Consider the following 26,414-nt stretch of genomic DNA (forward strand, 5'->3'; position numbering starts at 1 on the left):
ATTTGTGATTGGTATCTGCACCAGTAAAATTGTAAGTCGTAATACCTGCACCAACCGTATTCACGCCGGGGCTGATTTCTTCATAAGCGCCAGCATCAGTTGAGACCTCAATTCTAAAGCCATCTTCATAGGTTGAATTGTCAATCCAAGTTAAACCAATCTCATTGTCTGAAACATAGGTTGCGACGACAGCACTTGGCGCGCTTGGAGTGGTGTATTCGTAATTAGAATAGCCATAGCTGGAATACAACAGAGTAGGCGTTTCTGAACGAGCACGCCAACGATATTTTTCATCAATGCTTAGACCAGAGCTATCAGTCATTGGCGAACTCTCGGTCGTGCTTAAATCTGTTTCATAGGTGGCGCTGTCGCAATTAGTGCCAGTGCATCGATTGAAATGATGAGTGTCCTCTGCGCCAGCGTTGTCAGTGTAGCCAATGGAAAATTGACTATCTGAAACGTAATTACCAGCGACTTCGGTTGGAGCGTCGGGGGTAGTGTAGTGTTCAATTGCATCAGTGCTGTAACCTGAATTGCCAGCCGTGTTGTAAGCATAAACACGATATTGATATTTTTCATCAATTTGAGGTGGATCAGCTGGGTTGTTAGTACTGTTATCTACAAAACTAGTTGTATCGCTACTGACTGTGCCAAGGGTTTGCCAACCAGCATAACTACCTGAACTATTAGTATTGCGTTGAACCACAAAACCGTCTTCATAGGTTGAATTGTCTGACCATGACACATTGAATTCAACGTCGCTGACGCGTGAAGCTGAACACCCGCTGGGATCGGTGGGGATATCTTGCATGGTAAAAGACGATGTGCCATCGCTCCAAGCTGAGATGCTACCAATCGCGCTATAAAAACGAATACGCCAGTTGTATTGAGTGCCATCAAGGTCCAAAGCGCTACCTCCATAGGGAATATCTTCGCTAACACTCTCCTCTGCTAGACCGGGTGGATAACTATCTAAATCAACCTGACCACTATCCCACAGAGGCGAATTAAAATCGCCACCATTTTCAATGACTTGAATTTGATATGAACGAGCGTATTGACCTGAACCTAAAAAATCATTGTATTGAGCTGTGAAATCAGGGTTGGTTGTCACCACGTTAACTGGACTGACTGAACCATTGGTTTTCAACGTGCTGGGCAACTCGCAATCGCTGTCAGCTGTGTCAATATTGCCATCTTGGTCGTTGTCGTAGCCGTCGGAGCAGTAGGATTCGTATTGTTCGTTATAATATATACTAGCATAAATATCTATATTATTAACAATATCCATTTGTGAAGTTGGACTAGCCAAATTAATGTCAATCAAATTATGACGCACATCAACAACTGTTAAATTAATAAGATCAATTAAAGGAGCTATATTAAAAACATTATTTTTGTATATACTTAAACTTTGTAAATTTATTAAATTTGATAAAATATCAATATTTGAAATTTTATTCCAAGACAACTCAAGATAAGTTAAATCTGTTAAACCGGATAAGGCGGAGATGTCGGAGATTTGGTTGTGGTGTAAGTTAAGAATTTGTAAGTTTGTGAGGGTTGAGAGTACGCTAATGTCTGAGATTTGGTTTTCTTGTAACTCAATAACAGTTAAATTTATTAAACTAGACAAAGATGAAATGTCGGAAATTTGGTTGTGGTATAAATTAAGATTAGTTAAATTTGTTAGAATTGATAAGGCGGAGAGATCAGAGATTTGGTTGTAAGATAAAGAAAGATAAATTAAATCTGTCAAACCCGACAAAGCGGAGATGTCGGAGATTTGGTTGTCATATAAATAAAGAGTAGTTAAACTGGTTAGGGTTGATAAGGCGGAGATGTCGGAGATTTGGTTGTGGTATAAAGAGAGATAAGTTAAATCTGTTAAACCGGATAAGGCGGAGATGTCGGAGATTTGGTTGTGGTATAAAGAGAGATAAGTTAAATCTGTTAAACCGGATAAGGCGGAGATGTCGGAGATTTGGTTGTCATCTAAATAAAAAGTAGTTAAACTGGTTAGGGTTGATAAGGCGGAGAGGTTGGAGATTTGGTTGTAAGATAAAGAAAGATAAATTAAATCTGTCAAACCCGACAAAGCGGAGATGTCGGAGATTTGGTTGTGGTATAAAGAGAGATAAGTTAAATCTGTTAAACCGGATAAGGCGGAGATGTCGGAGATTTGGTTGGACCATAAATCAAGTTGAGTTAAATTAATCAAACCTGACAGGAATGATATGTCGGAGATTTGGTTGTCATATAAATAAAGAATAGTTAAACTGGTTAGGGTTGATAAGGCGGAGATGTCGGAGATTTGGTTGGAAGATAAATTAAGATAAGTTAATGAAGTAAAATATTCCATACCAGTTATATCCGATATACTACTGCTGTCAGCACTAAAACTCGTCAACCCACTCACATCCGTATCATAGATATCACCAGTCGGCTTGCCGATGGCATCGCGCACTGCGGCCTCCAAGTTAGCGTCGGGAAAAGTGATGACAGCGGCGTTGGCGGGTTTGACTTGCCAGGGTTGGGCGATGAGCATAGTCAGCACGATTGATGAAACCAAAAAACCCAAGACTAGAATAGATAGACTTTTTTTCATTCTGGCTTTAAATTGTTTTTTGTTTTGAGTTAGCATTCTTATATTATATCTTATTTTAAATAAAAATCCAAGATACTTGTTGTTGCGACCACAGATGCTGAAACAAGTTCAGCATGACGAATGTTATCATCCTAAGCTTAGCTGTCATTCTGAACTTGTTTCAGAATCTGTAAACACTTAAAACGTCTACTTCTAACAACATGACTAACCCAACCACAGATGCTGAAATAAATTCAGCATGACACTTCTTTCGTCATCCCATTCCTCTCTTTCATCATCCCTGGCTTGCCTGCCCCATCTTTATGACTGGGGACCGGGGATCGAGAATTGATTCAATCTGGATTCCCAATCAAGTTGGGAATGACGTAGAAAAAGTGAGAATGACGGTTTGGAGGGGTGTCATTGCGAGGAGGAGGTAATCCGACGACGCGGCAATCCCGTAAATCAACGCCTTGCGCGCCAATCACTGGGGTTGCTTCCCTGCCAAATCGGCGGGTCGCAATGACAGGAGAAAACGAATCGCTCGCCAATCATCGGGATTGCTTCGTCGCTACTCTCCTCGCAATGACAAGGGAGTAAAATGGCAATCCTGTTGTAAATCACGAATGGCAATCTCGTTATCAAACACACCAAGCGCAAACACTGAACCACTTCTGTCATCCTGAATTTATTTCAGGATCTGTTAGCGCTCAAAACGTCTATGTTAAATAAAACGCTCAACGTGACCACAGATGCTGAAACATCCTCCGATTTGGCGGACTAGAGTTCAGCATGACAGAAAAAATAGTGTCATTCCTTCCCCTCCTTTTTAAGGAGGGGGTCAGAGGGTGGTTGATCCTATTTTTTTAAATAACTAGAACCACCCCTTTGTCCCCTCCTTGGTAAGGAGAGGATTTTATTACAGAGCCTTTATTACAAATATTCTACTTATCCCTGATCTCTACTTTAAATCTATTTTTCAAAATATCGACAACTTGTTGATGAATTTTATCCACCTGTTGGCTGGTCAAAGTTTCTTTATCTGATCGATAAACTACATGAAAAGCCAAACTCTTTTTATTTTCTTCAACTCCCTTATTTTGATAAATATCAAACAACTCCACTTTTCTAATCAACGGATTAGTTTTTAAAATCGCCTCCTCAATTTCCTGCCATAAAATATCCTGACTAACTAACATTGAAATATCATAAATTATAGCTGGATATTGAGGCATTTTTTGATATTTAACTTGTTGAGATTTAATTTTTTCTAATTCAGAAAAATTAATTTCAAAGACACCAACAGCTGGTTGAATATTAAAATTATTTAAAATTTGTGGATGAATTTCAGATATATAACCCACCAATTGATTATTAACTAAAATATCTAAAGACATTTTGGGATTTAAATAAACCGGCAAATCTGACTGGCTAATTTTTAACTGATAATCGTAATTTAATTTTGATAATAAATTTTCAACCACTTCTTTAGTTTTATAAAAAGATTCTGACTCTAAAATTAAACCAGTCAACATTTTTGGCTGATAATTTAAAAATTGTTGATTTGAATTATCAATTGGCCACTCCCCTGTTTGTTTTTGAAACACTCGTCCCAATTCAAAAATTCTCATTGCATCATAAAAACGCAAATTTTGTTGAACATTTTTTAATAAATTGGGGATTAAACTAGTTCTTAAAAATTGTTGATCTTCAGATAAATAATTAATTAATTTCAAATGTTCGTCCAAATTTAATTTTGTTTTCTGAATTAAATTTTGACTGACAAAAGAATAATTATAAATTTCGTTAAAATTAAAACCCTGAGTTAAAATATCTTTAAGCTGACGTTCCATTTTTTTATCATCACTTTGATAATTAATTTCAATTGATGGCATAACTGGTTGTAAATTATCATAACCATAAATTCGTGTAATTTCTTCAATTAAATCTTCGGCAATGTTAATGTCCTTAGTTGCCCGCCAACTTGGCACAACCACTGATAATTTATTTTTTAAATTTTTAACTTTAAAACCTAAACTAGTTAAAATTTTAATAACTGTTTCTGTTTTAATTTTTTGACCAAGGCGTTTAAACAATAAATCTAAATCTAAATCAATAACTTTAATTTGTTTAGAAAAATTAGCTACATCCACAATTGGACTAACCACTTCGGCCTGAGGAATAATTTGTTGAATTAAAGTTAAAGCGCGTTGCATCCCAATTTCTGCTAAGTTCGGATCAAGTGATTTTTCAAAACGCGCTGATGAATCTGACCGCAAACCTAATTGAGTTGATCCACTTCTAATCGTCGCGCCGTCAAAATTAGCTGATTCAATAATAATTTTTGTTGTTTGATCATTAATGCCACTCCCCTTACCTCCCATAATTCCGGCAATAACCAAAGGTTGTTTTTCGTCGGCAATGACTAAAATTGATTCATCTAATTTTCTTTCTTCTTCGTCTAAGGTTGTTATTTTTTCTCCCTTTTTAGCTCGACGCACAACTATTTTATTATTTAATTTATCAGCATCAAAAGCATGTAATGGCTGACCTAATTCTTGCAAAACATAATTAGTAATATCAACTACATTATTTATTGGTCGTTGACCAATAGCTATTAATTGTTGTTGCAACCAACTTGGTGATGAGGCGATTTTAATATTATCAACTATCACCCCCATATAACGTGGGCATAATTTTTTATCTTCAACTTTAATTTCCAATTTTTGAATTCTTGAATTTTCTAATTTTTTAATTTTTGGTGTCTTTAATTCTACTGGTTTTAATTTTAAATTATATAAAGCTGCGACTTCGCGCGCCATACCATAATGTCCCCATAAATCCGGCCGATTAGTTAATGACTTATTATCAATTTCTAAAATAATATCGTCTAGACCCAATGCCCCAGCTAATGACTGACCGATTTTTAAATTGGCATCAGTTAAATCCATAATCGCATGGTCATCGGCCATTGGAAACATTTCAGCTAAACCGATTTCTGAAGACGCACAAATCATCCCTTGTGATTCTTCGCCCCGAATTTTAACTGGTTCTAAGGTAACCAAATCGCCTTCTCCATGCCATCTAACTTGCGCGCCAATTAAGGCCACCGCTGTCAACATATTTTCTTTTAAATTTGAACCACCACAGACAATTTTTAAATTTGTCTTTTGACTTATATCTACCCACGCTAATTTTAATTTATCAGCATTTGGATGCTGTTCAAGTTTGACCACCTTACCTACGACTATTTTATCTAAATCCTGTCCTATTTTTTTAACTTCCTCAACTTCAACCGTTGACATGGTTAATTTTAAAGCGAGATCTTGTGGTTTAAGATTTTTTGGTAGATCGACAAATTTTTGTAGAAATTTTAGGGATATATTCATATTAAAATTATTTTTGTCATTCCCACGCAAGCCGGAACCTAAGGTCAAGAACAACAAACTTTTTCTAAAATAAATTATATTCAATTTAAAAAGATTTTTTTAAATCAAAGTATTTATTTGATTAACCCTAGATCCTGAATCAAGTTCAGGATGACACTTTAAAATTGTTAAAATTGTTTAAGAAAACGTAAATCGCCTGAATTTAATAAACGAATATCATCAATGCCATATTTCATCATCACTAAACGCGTTAAACCTAAACCAAAGGCAAAACCAGAATATTTTTTAGAATCAACACCGGCGTGTTTTAACACGTTTGGATGAACCATACCGCAAGGCAATAATTCCAACCAGCCAGATTGTTTACAGACCGAACAACCTTTGCCTCCGCAAATTAAACATTGAATATCTAATTCAAATCCTGGTTCAACAAAAGGAAAATAACCTGGTCGCAAACGAATTTTTACTTCTTGTTTAAAAATACCTTGTAATAAAACTTTCATTACCGCAATTAAATTGGCAATTGAAATATTTTTATCTATCATTAACCCTTCCATTTGATAAAAAGTATTTTCATGTGAAGCGTCCATGGCCTCATAACGAAAACAACGTCCTGGGAAAACTCCACGAAAAGGCACACCGTATTTTTTTAAAGCTCGCACCTGCATCGCTGATGTATGAGTGCGTAATAATAAACGATTATCATTTTTAACCTTATCGCCATTGTCAACAAAAAACGTATCCTGCATATCTCGAGCTGGATGATCAGCGGGGATATTTAAAGCTTCAAAATTAAAAAATTCTGATTCCAATTCTGGTCCGTCTAAAATTTTAAAACCTAATGATTTAAAAATATCTTCCAATTCATATTGCACAATTGAATTAGGATGCCAATGCCCTAATTTTTCTTTATCAATTGGATAAGTTAAATCAACGTCTTTTTGATTTAAATTAATTTTATTTTTAAATTCTTGCTGTTTAATTTCTAATTCTTTTTCAATGAATTGTTTAATTTGATTAGCCAATGGACCAATTTCCTTTTTTTGCTCGACTGATAAATCTTTTAAACCACGTAAAATTTCAGTTAATTGACCCTGCTTACGACCAAGATATTTTTTTTCTATATTAATTAAATCTATTTCATTTTTTACAAATGAAATATCGTTTAAAAAATCTTGTTGAATTTTTTCTAATTTTGCTCGCATAATTGTTGACGTGCCTGACGGCAAATAAAATAAATTTCTAAACTAGTTAAAAATAATAAAAATAAAATAATATTCCACCAACATAATAATTTGAAACTCTGTAATAATAGTAAAAAAACAATCAATAAACTAAATAAAATTGCTTGCCGAAAAGCTAAAACGACTAATTGCATTGCTGGTCGATTTCTAATACTTTTAAATCTTAGTAAAACACCCAAAATAGCAAACGTCCCCATGCAACTTAAAAATAGGCTAACATAAAACATACCAAAGCCCCAAATATCTGTGATTTGTGGATCAATATTAAAAAGAACCAAGCCAAAAGCTGTCCAACAAATTACTGTCGCTACGGCCATTAAAATTAAATATTGTTTCAGATTCATATCTTATATTATAACAAATTCTAAAAAATAAAAAAAGCTTTTGAAGCTAATTTTATTTATATTTTTCTTGTTTCAATATTTATAAAATATTTTTTCTAACCCACAAAAATACTCCCCACAGTTTTACAAGTATCTTCAAAAGTTTTGCCTTTGGATAATTTTTGTTTTTTTAATTCAATTTTTTTTATATCTGCTATAACTTTCTTTAATAATCTATTTACCTGAGAAGCTTCAATTAATTTTTTTAAATTTTCTACATCTCCATCGCCAGCAGCTACTTCAACCTTTAAGACACGCAATTTTTGAATTAACTTTACATACTGCTTTCTACTTTCTAAATCTAACTCATCATTGTCAATTCGATCTACCAAATTAGTTAAATTTTCAATTGTTAATTCCAACTCTTTTTCTTTGTTCGTTTCGGGCGCTGGTGAAGGCTCTTTAAATGAAGAAGGTTGAGGTGACACTAATTCTGGTTCAGGCTGTGGCTGTGGCTGTGGTTCTGGTTCTGGAGTTGGAGTTGGATCGGAAGTTGGTTCTTTTTTATTTTTTTCATCTAACGCCGGCTCTTTATTGTCAAAATTTTCCCCATCTCCACTTTTATTTTTAAAAAGTTGAGTCAATTTCTCTCGATGAAGTCTTGTAAATCTATCTCTTAAATAATCATCACCCAAAGCTTTAAAAATTTTATTTATATCAACCAATTCCTGTTCTAATTCTTTTTTAAAACGCATCAATTCTTCAATTTTAACATCTTTATCTACTAGACTAATCTTGCCAACTCTGTAATCATTTTCCAAGTGGCCAATTTCGGTTTCAATTTTATCTATTTCATCACTAATGTCTGATGACGTAGTACATAAAAAAGTTTCTAAAGAATCAGACATACATGTTCGATCATTTTCTATCTTATAAACACTATAATAAATGCCTTGCTGAACTTGTTCTTGAAGATCTTTTAAGCGAGCTAAATCTTCATTTAGTTTATCTAATTCTCCTTGAGATAATTCTCCTAAATTTTGTTGTTCAATAATACACCCTTTATATCTATCAATATACTTCGTGACTAATTCTTTCATTTCATTTTCCATCTTCTCCCCTTTTTCTTGAGGCGTTAATTCAGCTTCTCTTTCTAGCTCTTGTTGTGTTGCCTGCTGATTTCGGTCTATTTCTGTTGCCACCTTTCCTAATTCATCTTCTGCCTGACTCTTTTCTGGCTCAGGATTAACTCCTGAATTATTTTTAACTATCTCTTCCACCCTCTCTTCAGCAGACTCTTTAGCTTCTTCAGATTGTCCTTGCATATCTTCATCTAAACTCATAAAATCTGTTTTTAATCTTTGCCACCAAGATTTTTTTTCTGGCGGTTTAGTTGTTTTTTCCTCTAAAGCTTTCTTTTCTTGATATTCTGTAAAGCCGGCTAATTTTTCTATATCAGCAATGATTTGATTTAGTTTTTCCTGTTTAGATTTTAAAAGTCCCAAACTCAAAGATTTTTTATCTGAATCAATTTTATCGTCATTTTCTGTTCTTTCTGTTAAATTATTAATCCTATCTAATTCGCTTTTTAAACGCTCATATAGTGGCATAAATGTCCTGACTTCTTTATTTGTTCTGTCGCCTTTAGAATTTTTTACAGATACTTCTGTTTCAATATCACCAAAAAAATCTCCTTGCTCAATTTTTTTACAATAAGCTTTTCCCACACAGATCGCATTATCACCAAATCTTCTATCAATATCATCAGCTACTTGCAAATTTTCAACTAAATATTTTGTTATATCGTCACTACTATTTTTAATCGCCTCTATTTTTTCAAACTCATCTAATGTTGATGTTTTTTTTTCACCCTCCATATAAATAAAATTAAAATATAAATATTATTCTAAATCTTTTCTAATTTGCTTAATTTTCTTTTTTTCTAAAGCCCGTGCAAAATTATTAATGATTTGATCTTGTTTCTTTTTTAATTGCTCTAAATCTTTTAAAAAGTCTTTATAAATCGCCCGCATACGATCTATTTTTTCTTGAGCCTGTTGTGGTGTTAAATCCTTTTTATTTTTAATCATAAATTTATTTAAACTATTTCTATCTTAGCATAAATAAAACGCTTTGTCAAAATTTATTTTTATCCTTGGCTATGTTCACAAATGTCCCTGAAATCACAATACTGACACGTGAACTTAGATGGCGTCGCTGGAAAATGGCTAACTTTAATATCTTGAATAATTTTTAAAATTTTATTTCTTAATTTATCTAGCTCTGCCTGACTGCCTAAAAAAGAAACTGCTTGATTGTTATTTAAATAATAAAAAGTTAACTTTTTAATTTCATTTTTGAAAATTTGTTGACCAGCCATTTGGTAAATTAAAAGTTGTTCCTTATCTTCAGAGTTTAAACCTTTGGCGTCTTTGGGACTACCGGTTTTATAATCAATAATTTCAATCTGGCCGTCTCCTAAATCATCAACTCGATCAATTTGCCCTCGCAAGCTGTATTTATCTAAAGTAAAATTAAAACCAATTTCTAAAAATTTAACTTGCGGTTTTTCCTGTTTAATTTTTTGATAAAAATCTTTTAAAATTTGTTCTCCCTGTTGAAAGTATTTTTCTTTTTGTTTTTTATCTAAATACCAATCGTCGATCCAATTTTCTTGATAAAGTCTCATTAAATCCCCCAAACTTGGAATTTTATTTTCAACTGATTGGTTCTTTTCAAATATGGAGGGTTGTTTTAATTTCTGATCTAAAATCTGTTGGAAAAATTTATACAAAGTCGCATGCATGGTTTTACCAAAACTAAAAGTAAACCGCCCGCGAACGGGAATTTTTAAAATATGAGCGAATTTATATTGCAAAGGGCAAGTCTCAAAAGCCTTCAATTGAGTAAAACTGAATTTATCCGGTAAGACTTCGATTCTCGTTTTAACTTCGTTTAAACTGCCAGTTTTAATCGATAAATTTTTGTAACGCTGTTTTAAGTTTAAAACTTTTTCATCTTCAGACGTTAAAACAGGATTGAAATCTAACTCAGTTAAAAAACGTGATATTTTTTTCTTGCGTGTTCCACCATAATCTTCGGCTGAAGTTAAAAATAAACCTTGTTTAGCCCGCGTCATGGCTACGTAAAATAAACGTCGCTCCTCTTGCAAATGGACATCACCGCTAGGTATAATTTCTTTAACCAAATCGGTCGGCAACTCAATAGCTTCTGAACGTTCTATACTTGGAAAACGTTTATCAACTAAATTAACAATAAAAACGTATTTAAATTCTAAACCCTTTGAACCGTGGATAGTCATAATTTTAACCGAGTCTGGACTAGACTGTTCTAGAGAATTATGTAAACTACCCATATCCCCCGCCTCTAAAGCTAAATCGATAAATTCTCGAAAATTATTGATTGATTTGTCAAGATTAACTCTTTCAAATTCTTCAACTTTTTTCAAAAATTGGTTTAACCAATTTAAACTGTCAAAATTAATTTTGGTTTCTTGCTGGGTTAAAATTTTTAAATAACCGCTATCTTCCAAAAAACTAAAAATAATTTTACCAACAGATTGGTTGACCGCCAATTGAGTATGTTTTTGAATTAAACCCAAAAGCTTGGTAATCGTTTTTAAGCTAGTCTGTTTTAAATTTGATAAACTTGGAGCCTGATTTAAAGCTTCATATAATGACCAATTTTTACGTCGACTAAAATAAGTTAAAGTATGTAAATCGTCGATGTTAATTTTAAAAACAGGCGAATTTAAAACTCGAAACAAGGCCGAGCTTTCGTGATAGTCATCGAGCAATCTTAAATAAGCTAAAATATCTAGAATAATCGGTTTTTTATACAAACCCGTTGAGGCTAAAAATTCATGCGGTACTTCAGCCCATTCTAACATTTGGATAAATAAATCCGCTTGATTATTAGCCCGAACTAAAATAGCACAATCACTCCATTTTAAATCTGGATCTGTTTTTTTAAATTCTAAAATTTGACTAACCACCTTTTCAGCTTCATCTTCTTGCGTAGCTAAATGAAAGTGTTTAATTTGGGTTTGATAATCTTGTTGACTAATTAATTTTTTACTAATTTGCATACCAGCTGTAGTTTGCAACTGTATTTCTAGACGATTGGGATTGTTGAGTTGAATAAAATTGTAGCTTAAATCCAAAATAGGCTGACCAGAACGATAATTTTTAATTAAAACTACATTTTGAGCTAACGGGTAATCTTTTTTAAATTGTAAAACATTACTAACTGATGCCCCGCGAAATTTATAAATTGACTGATCATCATCAGCACAGACTGTTAAATTGTTGTTAGGTTGAGCTAATAATTTAACCAATTCATATTGAGCATAGTTAGTGTCTTGAAATTCATCGACTAAAATATATTTAAATTGCTGTTGATATTTTTGTAAAATTAATGGACGTTCTTTAAACAATTTTAAAGTGTAATTAATCAAATCTCCAAAGTCTAAACTGTTATTGTCGAGTAAAATTTGTTGATAGGTATGATAAGCATTAGCAACCTCTTGTAAACGACTAACTTCTTGCTTTAAACCTTGGCTTGACATACTCGTGTCCTGATTTAAAATTTGTTCTTCGCTAAATTTAAGATAATCTGCTGGCGACAAAAGTTCATCTTTACAACGACTAAAATGTTTAATTAAAGCTTGAATAAATTTAGTTGGATTGCCTAAGGGTTTGTAATAATCTAAATCAAATTTATCTAAATTTTGACGAATTAATAATGATTGATCGGTTTGATTAAGTAATTTGAAATTATCTGGCAAACCAATATCAATTGCATACTGATGTAAAATTCGTTCCCCAAAAGCATGAAAAGTTGACACCCACAAATCAACATAGCCATAAGGTAATAACTTGTCCACTCGCTCCTCCATCTCGCCAGCTGCTTTGTCAGTAAAAGTCAACGCTAAAATTTGATTAGGTTCAGCTAATTTTTGGTCAATCAACCAAGCAATGCGACGAGTAATCACCGTGGTTTTGCCTGTCCCCGCTCCTGCCACAATTAAAAGTGGTCCTTGCTTGTGTTTGACTGCCTGCTCTTGTTCGGGATTTAAATTTTGTAAAATATTATCCAGCATTATTTAAATTAAAGTTATCTTATGTTTATTTTAACTTTTAATTAGTTAAAGGTAAAGCTGTTAACTTTTAAAAATACATTTTAAGCCCTGTGGATAAAAATCTAGCTATACCTCTTGACAAGAAAATAAAATTATGATAGTATATATTTAAGGATAAAAATCCTTTTGTTCTTAAAAAAAAATCACAAAAAAATAGAAAAAAGTCCAACAAAGGAGGACCCAATGAGAAACGTTTTTCTCGTCGCAATCGTCGTCGCTACCATACTGGTAGCCAGTGCTCAGGCCGATTCTCCGGTCGATTTGTCAAATCTTTCTGATTCGACCAAAGTTTCGTTCTTGCAGGTTGTAAACTACGCAGAAAATATTACACCTGGAACGGCGGATGTAATCTTTGGTCGACTTCTGGAATCACCGTTTTACGGTGTCGTCCCAGAAAGCATCGGCGTAGTCATTGTCAATAAACATCTCAAATTTATCGAGATTAAAGACAGAATGTCGATTGACTATACCAAATATATGACGCTTGTCGTCAAAAGTTTGGTGGAAAAAAACAATCAATCGGCAGTAACAACGGAAGATTCTGCCAGTGAGGAAGAAAGCCCCTCGCCGGCAACGAATGTTTCACAGGCTTTCATTGATAGCATCAAAGCTGATGCTATCAACGAGAGAAACCAACAAATCGCCGATTCAGTCACTCAAGTGATCGAAGATTCACTCGAATATGTTAGATTGGTCGAAGAAATTACTTATTCGGCCAACCTCGAGCTGTTAACGAATCTGTTGCGATATGAACCGAGCGATCCCAAGATTATACACGAAAAATCTAGCCCAGAAAAACTAGCTAGAATTCTCTTGGGAGAGTGGAACTCCGCTGGCAATAAGGTTAAAGCCGGTGAAGAAGAAATTATGAAGTCAGCCAGGGCAGATACATTCCGTTCCGCCTGCAACAACCTGGGAATCAAGGGGCAGTCACAGGAAAGAATAATTTCATTATTCAATCCTGTAAATCTTGATGATTCACTTCGAACGCTTGAAACAAAGATTGATTCTTTGAACAAAGCGTTTAAAAAATCTAAGGGTTTTAGTGACCTGGTAACCACTCCTAAGCCGCCCGATTCCACCGACGTAAAGATTCACAACTCCTCACTCGTCAATCCTCCACCGAAAGATCCTACAACCGAACAGAACCTCATTGACCCTCCCCGCGATAAAAAGGAAAAAAATGCTGTTCTGGGGTTCTTCTTCCAAGACACGTTGCATATCATAGGAAGTGTGGCTGTCATAATTATTCTGGTTATCGTCTTGATAGTCATCATTGTAGCGATCCACCGGAAACGCCAATGCCGGATTGTACCGGAGAGACCCGGTAGGACTTAAGTCCCACAACGAAGGGGACGCATCAAAAGGGGCGACTTTAAAGCCGCCCCTATTTTTTTATAAAAATTATTTTTAAAAACTCAAAAATTAAATAAGTTTATAGCATTAAACGTGGTTTGTTCTAAAACTTGTTCTAAATCTATATTTTTAATTTCAACGATCTTTTGAACTGTGAATTTAATATACCATGGTTCACATCTTTCTCTACGATGTGGTTCCGGCGACATATAGGGACAATCCGTTTCTAATAAAATTTTATCCAAAGGCACACTCGCCACTGTTTCAACTAATTCCGGCGCAAAGGTTATCACCCCAGTAAATCCAACATAAAATCCTAATTCTAAAAATTTTTTAGCCATCAAAGGACTACCAGTAAAACAATGAATTACACCATTAAAATATTGATATTTTTCTAAAAGTTCTAACATATCATTATAGGCTTGATCGGGCTCTTCTTTAGTTGAACGGCAATGTAAAATCAGAGGTAAATTTTGTTCCTGAGCCAATTGAATAAATTGTCTAAAAATTTGTTGTTGTTTTTCTCGTAGTGCTTTCTCTTTGCCATAAAAATAATCTAAACCAATTTCGCCAATTGCCACGACTTTATTTCTTTGAGCTAATTCGCGATAAGCACCAATGTTTAATTCTTCATCGTTCACCCCGTTAGAAATTTTATAATCATTGAAATTATTCAATTTTTGAGGCAAATCCTGATTAATTTTATTAACCTCATCATTGATATCTAAATTTCTAACGGGGTTCACATGAATTGGATGTAAACCCACAGCCGAATATAAATTTTCAAATTCTTGAGTCAAATCAACTGCGCGCTGACTTGAATCTAATTTAGCCCCCACATTAATAATTTTTAAGATGCCATTGTTAAAACTACGCTGAACAACTTCAGCGTAATCTTGATTAAAAGCTTTAAAATTTAAATGGCTGTGAGTGTCTATCATAAAATTATTCTACGTTTAACCCTCCACCCTCAACTGCCTTTTCTAAACCCTGACTAGCGCCTTCAATAGCTTTATCTAAACCTTTGTCCAAATTTTCTTCAATAACTTGGTTAACTCCATGCTGATCCATAACTGAATCCAATTGCTTAACCCCTTCAGGAATAATGGGCATTAAAATTTTAATTATATTTAAAGCAAAAGGTATAATTCTAGAATTAATCATCGCTTCATTTAAAGCCGGCCAAATCGGATAACGACTATAAAAATAAAAAATTACTCCCAAAACTAAAATACCTTCAAAAACACTCAAGACTCCACCCAAGATTCGGTTGAAGGTTTTTAAAAACGGCACAAAAGCGACAATGCCGAACATTTTACCTAAAAAGTAAAAGACGATTCCGATAACGCGGTTGAACAAAATAAAAATTATTACAAAAGCCAACAAAGCCACTAGGCGCTCTTGGCCAAATAAAATTGGTGCTATTTTTTCAACCACCAAAGGATACCATTTGCTAGCAAAATAAACTCCAAAAACTACACCGACAATCGAACCCAGTGAGTGAATAAAACCATATTTAACTCCACTCAAACAAAAACCAACTAGAATCAAAATTAAAATTAAGTCTAAGACTGTCATACTTTTTTTAAATTATTGATTATTTATTATTAAGACAAACTCGCCTTTTATGCTGTCATTTTTAAGTTTTTGAATAACTTCACTAATTTTGCCACGATAAATTGTTTCAAATTTTTTAGTCAATTCACGTCCAACCACCAATTGTCTATCTCCGACCATATCTAATAGTTGTTCTAGAGTTTTTATAATTCGATGAGTCGATTCGTATAAAACAACCGGATATTCAAATTGAGCTAATTCTTTAAAAAATTTTAAACGCTTATTTTTATGTGGCGGAAACCCCATGAAAATAAATTTATCCATTGACAAACCAGCTACGCTCGCCAAAGTGGTAATTGCACACGCCCCAGGAATGGGAATAATATCAACCTGATCTTTAAATTCTTGCATCACGCTTTCAATCAACTGATTACCAGGATCTGAAATGCCTGGTGTGCCGGCATCCGAAACTAAAGCTAAATTCTGACCAATTTTTAATTCTTGAATAATGTGTTCAACTTTATTTAAATTTGAATGTTGATGATAGCTTAAGGTTGGTTTATTAATTTGATAATGATCCAATAATTTTTTAGTTTGACGCGTATCTTCACATAAAATCAAATTAACATTTTTAAGCACTTCTAAGGCGCGTAATGTAATGTCATCTAGGTTTCCGATTGGTGTGGCAACGATGTAGAGAGTGGACATAATTACTGTATCTTAACCTTACGAGTTGATTTAGTTAAATAAGGCAAATCCTTAACCAAAATGCTTAACGAGGCCACAACTGGCACAGCAATAATTGCCCCCAAAACACCGGCCAATTTAGCCCCAATCGCAATCGCAATAATAGTCACAATTGGATTTAAACCTACGGCTTTTTTCATCACGTGTGGCACGATTAAATTATTTTCTAATTGTTGAATCACAATATATAAAATTAAAACTAACAGAGCTTTTAGAGGTGATTGCATAAAAGCTAATAAAATAGCCGGCAAAGCACCCAAAGTTGGCCCGATAAATGGAATAATTTCCATAATCCCGGCAATTAAAGCCAGCAATAAGGCGTATTTAACGTTAATAATTAATAAACCAACATAAGATAAAATACCGATAATTAAACATAAAAACAGTTGCCCCTTTAACCACTGACCAATTTTGTTTTGCATTTTATCAACCAATTGCACGGTATAAACTTGATATTTCTGCGGTACAATTAATTCTAAAAATATCTTGGTGCTATCTTTTTTAACACTAATATAAAAAGTTATAATTAAAATTAAAACAAATGAAGTCAAACCACCCATAATACTACCGATGGTGTCAATTAAACTTTTAGTGGCTACACCCATATTGGCACTTAAACTCTGTAAAAAGTTTTGAAAGTTATAAGCACCTTCTTGTAATAACTCTGGTTTATTTTGAAATAACCCGATAACCTTTTCATAATAAAAAGGAAAAGCTTTAGCTAACTGAGTTAATTGCTGACCGACGGCTGGAATAATTAATATGGTAACTAAGCTAACAATCCCGACTAAAACTAAATAAATCAAAACAATGGTTAAAATTCGAGGAATTTTTTTTTCTTGCCATTTATCTACCCAAGGAATAACAGCTGAAGCTAAGATAACTGACACAAATAAAATTAAAACGATATCTCGCACTAAATACAAAAAAAGAATAATTAAAATAATGGCTAAAATTTTTAAAAAACTCCAGACAATAACATCTACGGTTTGAGAACTTTTTTGATCTAACATAATTTTTATTTTTAAAACTTAAATATTTTTATTTTAAATAGTGTTTTCTAAATCAACCGATTTGGCAACCCCCTTCTTAACGAAAAATTCTAAATATTAATATACTTTTTTAAATTTTGTTTTGCGTGAATATCACCAATTAAGGCTAGGCTAAATTTATTTTGGGTAAAAATCTCTTGAGCTATTTCTTGGATCTGACTAGCTTTAACTTGATCTATTTTTTTAAATTTTTCTTCTGGGTTTAAAATTTGCGACATTAATAATTTTTGGGCACCATAAAAAGACGCTAACATCGCCGAATCTTCAAGCGTTAAAATGGTTTTGCCTTTTAAATAATCTTGCGCCTGTTGTAATTCTTCACAAGTTACTCCATCTTTTTTAATTTTATTTAATTCCTGATTAATTACACTTAAAGTTGATTCTAAATTCTTTTTATCAATCCCAGCTCGAATTAAAAAACAACCCGTATCTTGATAAGAATCGTGATCGGCCTGAACATAATAAGCCAAACCACGCTTACTTCTAACTTCAACAAACAACCGCGAACTCATATTCCCGCCTAAAATAATTGACAATAAATCTAAAGCATCATTTCTTTTATCATCATAAGCTACGCCCGGAAACCCTAAAGCCAATTGCAATTGATCAGTTTGTCTTTTTAAAATATTAATTTCAGGCTGATAATTAGTAAATTTAAATTTTTTAAAATTCTGTTTGGTTTGATTTTTATTTTTAACTTTGAAATGTTGTTCTATCTTTTTTTTAAGATTTTGGGAGTCGTGTTTACCTGCCACAATTAAAACCATATTGTGTGGTTGATAAAACTTTTGATAATAATTTAGGATTTGTTGACGGCTAATTTGTTGAATGTTTTTTTGTGGCCCAGCAATACTCCAACCCAAACTGTTATTTTTAAAAATAGTCTGCTCAAACAAATCTTCAATATATAACAACGGATTATCTTGATACATTTTAATTTCCTCACAAATCACTCCCCTTTCACGATTAATTTCGGTCGATTCAAATTTAGAATTAAACAACATATCTGCTAACATATCTAAACTTAAATCTAAATGTTGATAAGCTGATTTAATATAATAACCTGTATGATCTTTGCCGGTAAAAGCATTATAATTAGCACCAATCTTGTCTAATTCGCGACTAATATCTAAAGTTGTTGATCGACGTTGCGTGCCTTTAAACATTAAATGTTCAATAAAATGAGAAACGCCGTTAATTTCTAAATTTTCATAACGCGAGCCACACGGCAATAAAGCTAAAACAGTCACCGCTTGAGTGTTTTTTAATGGCACGGAAATTATTTGCAAACCATTTTTTAATTTAAATTGATAATAAGTGTTCATTTTTTCTTATAAATCTTTTATTTTAGATCGCCAAGAGTGACTTTTTAAATGCTCTAATATTTTAGATTGAATTGCTTCTAATTGAAGTCTATCCATCTCGTCTATTTTTCTTGCTAAATCTTTAGCTAAATTTGGATCTGAACACATATTCCAATCTCCATGGCAAATAGCCAAGGCAGCCATTTTAATATCACCTCCAACTACTTGTGTAATGCCAGGCAATGTCTGTTCGAGAGATCCCATTAATAAAGCATCTTCTTGTTTTGGACCCCCTCCCTCAAAATTATTTTCTAGTGACATAATTGTTGCTTAAAATTTATCTTGGAAATAATTTTTTAATTCAGCAATTTTAATTCGCTCTTGTTGCATTGTATCTCGATCGCGAATAGTCACAGCTTGATCATCTAAACTTTCAAAATCGATTGTTAAACAATATGGCGTGCCAATCTCATCTTGACGACGATAACGTTTACCAATACTAGTGGTTTCGTCATAATCTAATTTATAATTTTGTTTTAAATCATCAAAAATTTGTTGGGCTAATTTTTGCAAAGGCTCCTTTTTAGATAACGGTAAAATAGCAATTTTAATTGGCGCTAATTCTGGATGTAATTTTAAAACTACTTCTGTTTCGTGTTTAGAGTCTTCATCACCGCTCCGAGTTTCTACTTCGGTATAGGCATCAACTAAAAACATTAACATGGCTCGATCAACTCCCATCGAAACTTCTTGTACCCAGGGTATAAATTTTTCTTTAGTTTCCAAATCCATATAACTCAAATCTTGTTTACTAAATTGACTATGTCGCGATAAATCCCAGTCGCCACGATTATGTACGCCAGCAAATTCTTTCCAACCATCAAAAGGTGTTTTGTATTCAACATCCCACGCCTCTTTGGCATAATGAGCTAATTCGTCTTTTTCATGCTGACGCCAACGTAAATTTTTAGGTTGTTGAATAAATTCTTGATACCAATCCATTGTCCAATCTTTCCACGTTTTATAATATTTTTTAGCTTCTTGGGGGTTAACAAAATATTGCATTTCCATTTGTTCAAATTCTCTCATTCTAAAAATAAAATTGCCCGGTGTGATTTCATTTCTAAAGGCCTTGCCAATTTGAGCAATACCAAAAGGCATTTTTAAACGCATTGAATCTTTGATATTTAAATAATTTAAATAAATCCCCTGACACGTTTCACCACGCAAATAAGCATCGTCTTGTTTACCCTCTACCACGCCCAATTGAGTTTTCATTAATAAATTAAAGCTCTGGGGCTGAGTTAATTCACCGCCACATTCAGGACAAGCCAAGCTGTCATTCTGAATCCGCTTTTTGGCGAATGAAGAATCCCGTTGTTCTAATTCGTCTTGCCTAAAACGCTGATGACATTTTTTACACTCAACCAAGGGATCAGTAAAATTTTCTAAATGACCCGAGGCCTGCCAAACAATTTCCGGAGTTAAAATAGCGCTATCTAAACCAACTACATCTTGTCTTTCTTGCACCATACGACGCCACCAAGCTTTTTTAATATTGTTTTTTAATTCTACACCCAAAGGTCCATAGTCATAAGTTGATCGCAACCCTCCGTAAATTTCAGCTGAGGGAAAAATAAATCCCCTCCGTTTACACAACGAAATAATTTTATCCATAGAATTAATATTTGATTTTTCTTTATTCATAATTCTTGATTCTTATTTAATTATACTATTAAAGCTATTTTCAGGCAAATAAAAAATCCCGACACATGCCGGGATTTTCAAATCTATTTTTCGCTAGAATTTTTTAATCTAGCAATTTCATGGTTTAAATACCACCGCGCCTTTTCAAGATCCTCAAATTTAGTTTTCGGATCCTTTTCGCCAGCTCGAGCAATATATTTTATGACATTGCCTAGGGAAAAATTCAGACCCCAAGCATCAATTACCTTGATTGCTTCGTATGGATTGTCCCCCCCCCATAATGTTCTGGATGGTTAACAGCTTCTCTTTTTGCCATGACAACTCCTTTTTTTAATCCCAACTTAAAACTTTAGGGCTTTCTATTTCGGCTTGCGAACCTATTTGCACAGTTTCAATCATCGAAAAAGTTTTACTCGAAGATCTAAAAAGTCTAATTGTTTCTGGTGCGTCAGATGGACACATCGCGGCAACGATAAAAACAATAGCTTCCTTTCAAATTAAGATAACCGCTCTCTGTAAGCTATTATCTTAGATTTTGATGACCCCAGTTGGTTTTTTAGGGAAAGATCAATACTCACAAATTCAACTGCCCTGTCTGAAAATTCAGCCGAAACAACCTCTTTAACATCGTCTTCGTTTTTAGCTACAACTAAAAGCTCCTTGCGTTTTCCCTCAACCATAACCACCACGTCAAAGTAATAATATTCCAATACTTTTCCTCCCTTAAATATAATTTGTGCATAATTCTTGTTGATATTATGATTGCCTTGGTTTTAATTTTATATATCTATATCTTCGTAAATATGCTTGCCGAAAAGATTCTTATCGAAAAAATAAATATTCAAATCTTCGGCACATATCGCTCCTAAAACACAGGCCAAACCGGCTATAGAAATTAAAAAATAGTATAGCCAGTTTATTACATGATCAATCACATAAAAATAGATTGATATGAAAATAAAGACCACAACAACCACTATTAAACAGATCAAAGAAAATATTCCTTGACCAAAAAGAATAAATGGATTTAAATCATCTCTTTTGCTTGCATTAATTTTTAGGGACATTTTTCTCCTTTCGCCTTTTAACTAAATTTGGGTTATAAAATTTTAACGAACGATTTATTTAATTTAATTCTTATTTTAAATTTTGTCAAGGTTATAAATTGTTTTCTTTTATCGCTCGTCTAATCCTCTCCATTAAATTTAAATAAAATTCAACATTATTCAAGGTGGCTAATCTTAAAGCCAATGGCTCTTGGATTTTAAATAAGTGATGTAAATAACTTTTTGAATATTTTCTTAAAATTTCTAGTTTTGAATCTGGATTAATTGGGCTAAAATCTTTTTTAAATTTAGCATTGCTAATGTTAATTGTTTGATAAAAACCTTTGTCTAATTTTTTATTTTTAAATTGATACAGCTTGCCGTGTCGAGCTTCGCGAGTTGGAATCACACAATCAAACATATCAATACCTTTTTTAACTGCTTCAATAATTTGTTCTGGATAACCTACACCCATCAAATAATGTGGCTTATTTGATGGCAATTTTGGACAAACCCAATCTAAAACTTGATACATTTCCTTTTCTGATTCTCCCACTGCCAAGCCACCAACCGCATAACCATCAAAATTTAAAGCTGTAATTTCTTTGGTGCTTTTTAAACGTAAATCTTTATATACGCCCCCCTGGACTATACCAAAAAATAATTTTTTATAATCATCCCGAAGTGTAGCAATATAATTTTGCTGTTGTTTGGCCCACTTAGTTGTCCTTTCAACCGCCTTTGCAACTTTTTCACGACTAGCTGGCAAGCCCACACATTCATCTAAAAGCATAACGATATCTACGCCCAATTTTTGTTGAATTTTTAAAGCTTTCAATGGTGTTAAAAAATACTCGCGTCCATCAATGTGTGAGTTAAATTTAATTCCTCGATCGTCAATTTTTCTTAATTTTGATAAAGAAAAAACCTGAAAACCACCCGAATCAGTTAAAATCGGTTTATGCCAATTTATAAATCGGTGCAAACCACCGGCTTTTTTAATTAAATCTTCGCCTGGTCGCAACATTAAATGATAAGTATTACTTAAAATAATCTGGGCTGGTAAATTGTGTAAATCTTCAAAAGTTAAAGTTTTAACCGTGCCCACAGTGGCAATTGGCATAAAAAACGGCGTCTGAATTTTACCGTGTTGAGTTTTTAAAATTCCAATGCGTGCTTGAGATTTTTTTGATTTTTTTAATAATTTGAAAGACATTTAATTTAATTTTAAATAATTTAACCAATCCGCTGAACGTTCCATGTGATATTCTAAAAATGATTTAAGAATTTTTTTAGCTTCATTAAAATATTTTTGATTAGCTGATTTAGTTAACCAAAAATCAAATGGTTGTTTTAAACATAATCTAAAAATTTGAATAACAGCCGGCGAAACTTTAATATCTTTACTCTGGCGACAATTCTCATCAACAATTCCACCCTTGTACGAACTAAAAAAAATTTGCTTTGATTTGACCCTTTGTCCACAATACACGCAATTATAAAATTCTGGTTGCCAACCTAAAATTGAAATTAATTTTAAAATAAAGGCTAAACTCATTAAATATAATTGTTTATTCTGTGAAGAATTTAATTCATTAACTCGTTGTAAAAATGTTATTAATAAATCAAAAACTCGTTCTTCCCATTGATGTTGATTTAAAAGAGAATCTACTAATTCCATTAAACTAGCCACAAAAAAAAGTCGATGATAATCTTGTCTCAAATTTTTAAAATTATTATCCGTGATTGCTCCAGCTAAATAATCATAATTTTTACCAGGTGCAATACTAATTTCTGATAAAAAAAACGGCTCAATGTGACCGGCTAACTTACTTTTAACTTTTTTGATCCCCCGGGCTAATAAAACTTTTTTACCCGCATCTTGAGTATAAACTGTAATTAATTTATCTGCTTGACGCCAATCTGTCTGTTTTAAAACTATGGCCAAAGTGTTATAAAACATAGTTTTAAATTATTTAACAATGCCAACCCACACCTCACCCAAATCAGTTTTTAACTCTTTTTCTTGTAAACTTTTAACCTTTTCCTCAACCGATTTACCAGCAACTACGTCGGATAATAAATCGTTTATGATTTCTTTCATCTCTAAATTGTCACTTTGATAATATAAGGTTATTGTATCTTTAATGGTCAAACCAGCATTTTTACGTAAATTATTAATTTGCCGAACCAATTCGCGCTTAACGCCCTCGCGTTTTAATTCTGGAGTTAATTGAGTATCTAATTCAACTTCTTTCTCGGCCTGAGTGTGATATTCTATAGCTTTAATATTTAATTCGTCTAATAAAATTTCTTCTAATTCTGTGGGTAATTCTTTTAAATTTGGAAATTTAACAATAATTTTAGCTAAAGGCTGGCGCACGCCCATCCCAACACTCGCCCGTTGTTCTAAACCTAAACTAGCAATTTCTCTAACTATTTCCATTTGATCAATAATTTTATTATCAATCCAATCCTCGCATAAGGTTGCCCATTTTTCCAAATGTACTGACTCTTGTTCACCCTTTAATTCTTGATAAATAAAATCGGATACAAACGGCATAACTGGCGCCATGAGTTTACATAAATTAATTAAAACATATTTTAATGTAACCAAAGCATCGTTTTTATCTTTTTGATTATCTGATTTAAACCTGTCTCGAGATCTTCTTAAATACCAAGTTGATAAATCGTTGATAAAATTTTGGATTGGGCGCGTAGCTTGATTTAAATCATAATTATTGTAGCCTTGTGTAATTTCTTTTTTCAATAATTCCATTTTAGCTAAAATCCAGCGGTCTAAAATATTGTTAATATTATTAATATCTAAATTAGCGACACTCGTATTCTCGGCATACATTTGATAAAAAGAAAATACGTTCCACAAAATCAATAAAACTTTTTTAACTACTTCTTCTACATCTTTCGAATTAAAACATAAATCATCAGCCTTCACCACCGGTGAAGTAGCTAAATAATAACGGACTGCATCGGCCCCAAATTGATCAAAAACATCCATGGGTTCGGGATAATTTTTCAACCGTTTGGACATTTTCTTACCGTCTTCGGCTAGCACAATGCCATTAGCAATCACATTTTTAAAAGCATGACTATTTTCTAGGGCAACTGATAAAACATTTAAATAATAAAACCAACAACGGGTTTGATCTACTCCTTCGGCAATAAATTCCGCTGGAAAATTATTTTCAAAATTTTCCTTATTTTCAAAAGGATAATGCATCTGCGCATAAGGCATTGAACCTGATTCAAACCAACAATCCAAGACATCATCAATTCTTTTCATTTGACCATCACATTTATCACATTTAAATTCAATTTGATCGACTGTGTGTTTATGTAAATCTTTAATTTTTGCGCCAGAAATTTTTTCTAATTCTTGAATTGAACCAAAAACTTTTTTCTCGCCACATTTATCACAAATCCAAATTGGCATAACCGAACCCCAAAATCTTTGTCTTGAAATTGACCAATCGCGCGCACCTTCTAACCACTTGCCGAAACGTCCATCTTTAATATGCTCAGGCACCCAATGAATATTTTCTGCTTGCTTTAAAATGTCGTCTTTAATTTTAGTCACATTTACAAACCAAGACGAAGTGGCGTAATTTAATAATGGCGAATCGCATCGCCAACAATGTGGATAGGAGTGCTCAAATTCTTCAACTTTAAAAACTAAATTTTTCTTTTCTAAATATTCAATTACTTTTTTATCAGTGCTGGTTGGATTATTTTTAGGTTTGACTTCTAAATTTTTAAAATCTTTAACTTCATTTGTAAAACGCCCATCCAAACCTACGTGCTGAATAAATGGCAAATCCTTTTCTTCACCTAACTTCATATCATCTTCGCCAAAAGCTGGTGCAATATGCACTACTCCAGTTCCGTCTTCAACGGTCACAAAATCAGCAGTTTGAATTGTGTATAAATTATCTTTGTTTTTTAAATCTTTATTTTGATAATAATCAAACAATGGTTTATATTTTTTATTTTCTAAATCCCTGGCTTTAATTTCATCAACAATTTCATATTTTTTATTTTCAAAAATAGATTCTAAATTGGCTTTAGCTAAAATATAATTTTTATCTTCAAATTTAATTTTTACATAATTTATTTTCTCCCCAATCGCCAACGCTACATTTCCAATTAACGTCCACGGCGTAGTTGTCCAAGCTAAAACAAAAGTCGAGGCCTGTCCGCCTTGGGTGGACTCATCAATTAATTCAAATTTAGCAATAACTGAAATATCTTTTACATCTTGATACCCCTGGGTAACTTCTGATTGTGATAAAGTTGTCTCACAACGCGGACAAATATGCATTGATTTATAACCTTGATAAATTAAATCTTTGTCCCAGAGTTGTTTAAAAACCCACCAAATACTTTCCATATAATCCAAATCCATGGTTTTATAATCATTGTCCATATCTACCCAACGCCCCATCCGCTCGATTACTTTGCGCCACTCCTCGGCGTATAATAAAACTTTTGACTGACAAGTTTGGTTAAATTTATCAATACCTAAATCTTGAATATCTTTTTTTGATTTTAAATCTAATTCTTCTTCCACGATATTTTCAATTGGCAAGCCATGACAATCCCAACCCCATTTGCGTTCAACGTGATAGCCTTGCATAGTCCAATAGCGTGGCACCATATCTTTCATTAAACTACCCACCAAATGTCCATAATGTGGCGTACCGGTAGCAAAAGGGGGTCCATCATAAAACACAAAGTCCCCCTGTGAACTTTTTTGATCTAGGGTTTTTTGAAAAATTTTATTTTTCTGCCAAAAATCTAAAATCTTTTTTTCAATTTCTGGAAAGCTAACTTGTGCCATAATAATTTTAAATTATATTTTCCCATTATAGCGGTTTTAATTCGATTTGACAAGAATTAAAGATTGAATTAAGATAAACTCAA

The 26,414-nt window shown here is 33.2% G+C and carries 21 protein-coding genes and 1 pseudogene; 1 reads left to right on the plus strand and 21 read right to left on the minus strand.

Going from position 1 to position 26,414, the window contains the following annotated elements; translation table 11 throughout:
- The 7 genes and pseudogenes from PHS07_02040 to PHS07_02070 all read right to left on the minus strand — a co-directional run.
- Window positions 1–2,644, minus strand: a 2,644-nt coding sequence (locus PHS07_02040) for a leucine-rich repeat domain-containing protein (GenBank protein MDD4607100.1), incomplete at its 3' end; no start/stop codon positions are given.
- An 887-nt stretch (window positions 2,645–3,531) separates the two neighbouring features.
- Window positions 3,532–5,976 carry a phenylalanine--tRNA ligase subunit beta gene (gene pheT / locus PHS07_02045; GenBank protein ID MDD4607101.1) on the minus strand — a complete coding sequence of 815 codons (2,445 nt, stop codon included), beginning with the start codon at window positions 5,974–5,976 and terminating at the stop codon, window positions 3,532–3,534.
- A gap of 167 nt (window positions 5,977–6,143) precedes the next feature.
- Window positions 6,144–7,118: pseudogene (pheS, locus tag PHS07_02050) on the minus strand (phenylalanine--tRNA ligase subunit alpha).
- A 47-nt stretch (window positions 7,119–7,165) separates the two neighbouring features.
- A complete protein-coding gene (locus PHS07_02055) occupies window positions 7,166–7,564 on the minus strand; it encodes a hypothetical protein (protein ID MDD4607102.1) in 399 nt (132 codons plus the stop codon).
- A gap of 95 nt (window positions 7,565–7,659) precedes the next feature.
- Window positions 7,660–9,420: a hypothetical protein gene (locus PHS07_02060; GenBank protein MDD4607103.1), complete on the minus strand. Its 1,761-nt coding sequence runs from the start codon at window positions 9,418–9,420 to the stop codon at window positions 7,660–7,662.
- Window positions 9,421–9,444: 24 nt separating this feature from the next.
- On the minus strand, window positions 9,445–9,633 hold the full coding sequence (locus PHS07_02065) for a hypothetical protein (GenBank protein ID MDD4607104.1): 189 nt from the start codon (window positions 9,631–9,633) through the stop codon (window positions 9,445–9,447).
- 59 nt (window positions 9,634–9,692) lie between these two features.
- Complete coding sequence (locus tag PHS07_02070; GenBank protein ID MDD4607105.1) at window positions 9,693–12,665, minus strand: UvrD-helicase domain-containing protein; 2,973 nt, start codon at window positions 12,663–12,665, stop codon at window positions 9,693–9,695.
- 222 nt (window positions 12,666–12,887) lie between these two features.
- Between PHS07_02070 and PHS07_02075 the strand changes: the two genes are divergently transcribed.
- Entirely contained in the window at window positions 12,888–14,042 is a 1,155-nt protein-coding gene (locus tag PHS07_02075; GenBank protein ID MDD4607106.1) for a hypothetical protein, read from the plus strand.
- A gap of 80 nt (window positions 14,043–14,122) precedes the next feature.
- Here the strand turns inward: PHS07_02075 and PHS07_02080 are convergent, their stop codons facing one another.
- The 14 genes from PHS07_02080 to ileS form a co-directional block, all read right to left on the minus strand.
- Window positions 14,123–15,001, minus strand: a complete 879-nt coding sequence (locus PHS07_02080; GenBank protein ID MDD4607107.1) for a TatD family hydrolase — start codon at window positions 14,999–15,001, stop codon at window positions 14,123–14,125.
- A 4-nt stretch (window positions 15,002–15,005) separates the two neighbouring features.
- The gene (locus PHS07_02085) at window positions 15,006–15,638 is read right to left on the minus strand and encodes a CvpA family protein (GenBank protein MDD4607108.1); all 633 of its coding nucleotides are present in this window, start codon (window positions 15,636–15,638) and stop codon (window positions 15,006–15,008) included.
- 12 nt (window positions 15,639–15,650) lie between these two features.
- Window positions 15,651–16,325, minus strand: a complete 675-nt coding sequence (gene rsmI / locus PHS07_02090; protein ID MDD4607109.1) for a 16S rRNA (cytidine(1402)-2'-O)-methyltransferase — start codon at window positions 16,323–16,325, stop codon at window positions 15,651–15,653.
- Window positions 16,326–16,327: 2 nt separating this feature from the next.
- On the minus strand, window positions 16,328–17,377 hold the full coding sequence (locus tag PHS07_02095) for an AI-2E family transporter (protein ID MDD4607110.1): 1,050 nt from the start codon (window positions 17,375–17,377) through the stop codon (window positions 16,328–16,330).
- Window positions 17,378–17,466: 89 nt separating this feature from the next.
- Window positions 17,467–18,741 (minus strand): pitrilysin family protein, encoded by a 1,275-nt coding sequence (locus PHS07_02100; protein ID MDD4607111.1) that lies wholly within the window; start codon window positions 18,739–18,741, stop codon window positions 17,467–17,469.
- Between the two features lie 6 nt (window positions 18,742–18,747).
- On the minus strand, window positions 18,748–19,041 hold the full coding sequence (locus tag PHS07_02105; GenBank protein MDD4607112.1) for a hypothetical protein: 294 nt from the start codon (window positions 19,039–19,041) through the stop codon (window positions 18,748–18,750).
- A gap of 9 nt (window positions 19,042–19,050) precedes the next feature.
- Complete coding sequence (locus PHS07_02110; protein MDD4607113.1) at window positions 19,051–20,427, minus strand: glycine--tRNA ligase; 1,377 nt, start codon at window positions 20,425–20,427, stop codon at window positions 19,051–19,053.
- Window positions 20,428–20,510: 83 nt separating this feature from the next.
- On the minus strand, window positions 20,511–20,630 hold the full coding sequence (locus tag PHS07_02115) for a DUF3310 domain-containing protein (protein ID MDD4607114.1): 120 nt from the start codon (window positions 20,628–20,630) through the stop codon (window positions 20,511–20,513).
- 127 nt (window positions 20,631–20,757) lie between these two features.
- Window positions 20,758–20,889 (minus strand): hypothetical protein, encoded by a 132-nt coding sequence (locus PHS07_02120; GenBank protein MDD4607115.1) that lies wholly within the window; start codon window positions 20,887–20,889, stop codon window positions 20,758–20,760.
- A gap of 35 nt (window positions 20,890–20,924) precedes the next feature.
- A complete protein-coding gene (locus tag PHS07_02125) occupies window positions 20,925–21,137 on the minus strand; it encodes a hypothetical protein (protein ID MDD4607116.1) in 213 nt (70 codons plus the stop codon).
- Between the two features lie 69 nt (window positions 21,138–21,206).
- Entirely contained in the window at window positions 21,207–21,494 is a 288-nt protein-coding gene (locus tag PHS07_02130; protein ID MDD4607117.1) for a hypothetical protein, read from the minus strand.
- 91 nt (window positions 21,495–21,585) lie between these two features.
- Window positions 21,586–22,689, minus strand: coding sequence for a tRNA guanosine(34) transglycosylase Tgt (gene tgt, locus PHS07_02135; GenBank protein ID MDD4607118.1), 1,104 nt, complete (start codon window positions 22,687–22,689; stop codon window positions 21,586–21,588).
- On the minus strand, window positions 22,690–23,436 hold the full coding sequence (gene recO, locus PHS07_02140; GenBank protein ID MDD4607119.1) for a DNA repair protein RecO: 747 nt from the start codon (window positions 23,434–23,436) through the stop codon (window positions 22,690–22,692).
- A gap of 9 nt (window positions 23,437–23,445) precedes the next feature.
- The gene (gene ileS, locus PHS07_02145; protein MDD4607120.1) at window positions 23,446–26,331 is read right to left on the minus strand and encodes an isoleucine--tRNA ligase; all 2,886 of its coding nucleotides are present in this window, start codon (window positions 26,329–26,331) and stop codon (window positions 23,446–23,448) included.
- Window positions 26,332–26,414: the final 83 nt, after the last annotated feature.

Source organism: Patescibacteria group bacterium, assembly GCA_028707495.1.
Classification (GTDB): domain Bacteria; phylum Patescibacteriota; class Patescibacteriia; order UBA2591; family JAQWAS01; genus JAQWAS01.

Bases quoted from the DNA above. Each gene is read 5' to 3' on its own strand.
- pheT (MDD4607101.1), bottom strand. From the start codon at position 5,976: ATGAATATATCCCTAAAATTTCTACAAAAATTTGTCGATCTACCAAAA.
- PHS07_02055 (MDD4607102.1), bottom strand. From the start codon at position 7,564: ATGAATCTGAAACAATATTTAATTTTAATGGCCGTAGCGACAGTAATT.
- PHS07_02060 (MDD4607103.1), bottom strand. From the start codon at position 9,420: ATGGAGGGTGAAAAAAAAACATCAACATTAGATGAGTTTGAAAAAATA.
- PHS07_02065 (MDD4607104.1), bottom strand. From the start codon at position 9,633: ATGATTAAAAATAAAAAGGATTTAACACCACAACAGGCTCAAGAAAAA.
- PHS07_02070 (MDD4607105.1), bottom strand. From the start codon at position 12,665: ATGCTGGATAATATTTTACAAAATTTAAATCCCGAACAAGAGCAGGCA.
- PHS07_02075 (MDD4607106.1), top strand. From the start codon at position 12,888: ATGAGAAACGTTTTTCTCGTCGCAATCGTCGTCGCTACCATACTGGTA.
- PHS07_02080 (MDD4607107.1), bottom strand. From the start codon at position 15,001: ATGATAGACACTCACAGCCATTTAAATTTTAAAGCTTTTAATCAAGAT.
- PHS07_02085 (MDD4607108.1), bottom strand. From the start codon at position 15,638: ATGACAGTCTTAGACTTAATTTTAATTTTGATTCTAGTTGGTTTTTGT.
- rsmI (MDD4607109.1), bottom strand. From the start codon at position 16,325: ATGTCCACTCTCTACATCGTTGCCACACCAATCGGAAACCTAGATGAC.
- PHS07_02095 (MDD4607110.1), bottom strand. From the start codon at position 17,377: ATGTTAGATCAAAAAAGTTCTCAAACCGTAGATGTTATTGTCTGGAGT.
- PHS07_02100 (MDD4607111.1), bottom strand. From the start codon at position 18,741: ATGAACACTTATTATCAATTTAAATTAAAAAATGGTTTGCAAATAATT.
- PHS07_02105 (MDD4607112.1), bottom strand. From the start codon at position 19,041: ATGTCACTAGAAAATAATTTTGAGGGAGGGGGTCCAAAACAAGAAGAT.
- PHS07_02110 (MDD4607113.1), bottom strand. From the start codon at position 20,427: ATGAATAAAGAAAAATCAAATATTAATTCTATGGATAAAATTATTTCG.
- PHS07_02120 (MDD4607115.1), bottom strand. From the start codon at position 20,889: ATGTGTCCATCTGACGCACCAGAAACAATTAGACTTTTTAGATCTTCG.
- PHS07_02130 (MDD4607117.1), bottom strand. From the start codon at position 21,494: ATGTCCCTAAAAATTAATGCAAGCAAAAGAGATGATTTAAATCCATTT.
- tgt (MDD4607118.1), bottom strand. From the start codon at position 22,689: ATGTCTTTCAAATTATTAAAAAAATCAAAAAAATCTCAAGCACGCATT.
- recO (MDD4607119.1), bottom strand. From the start codon at position 23,436: ATGTTTTATAACACTTTGGCCATAGTTTTAAAACAGACAGATTGGCGT.
- ileS (MDD4607120.1), bottom strand. From the start codon at position 26,331: ATGGCACAAGTTAGCTTTCCAGAAATTGAAAAAAAGATTTTAGATTTT.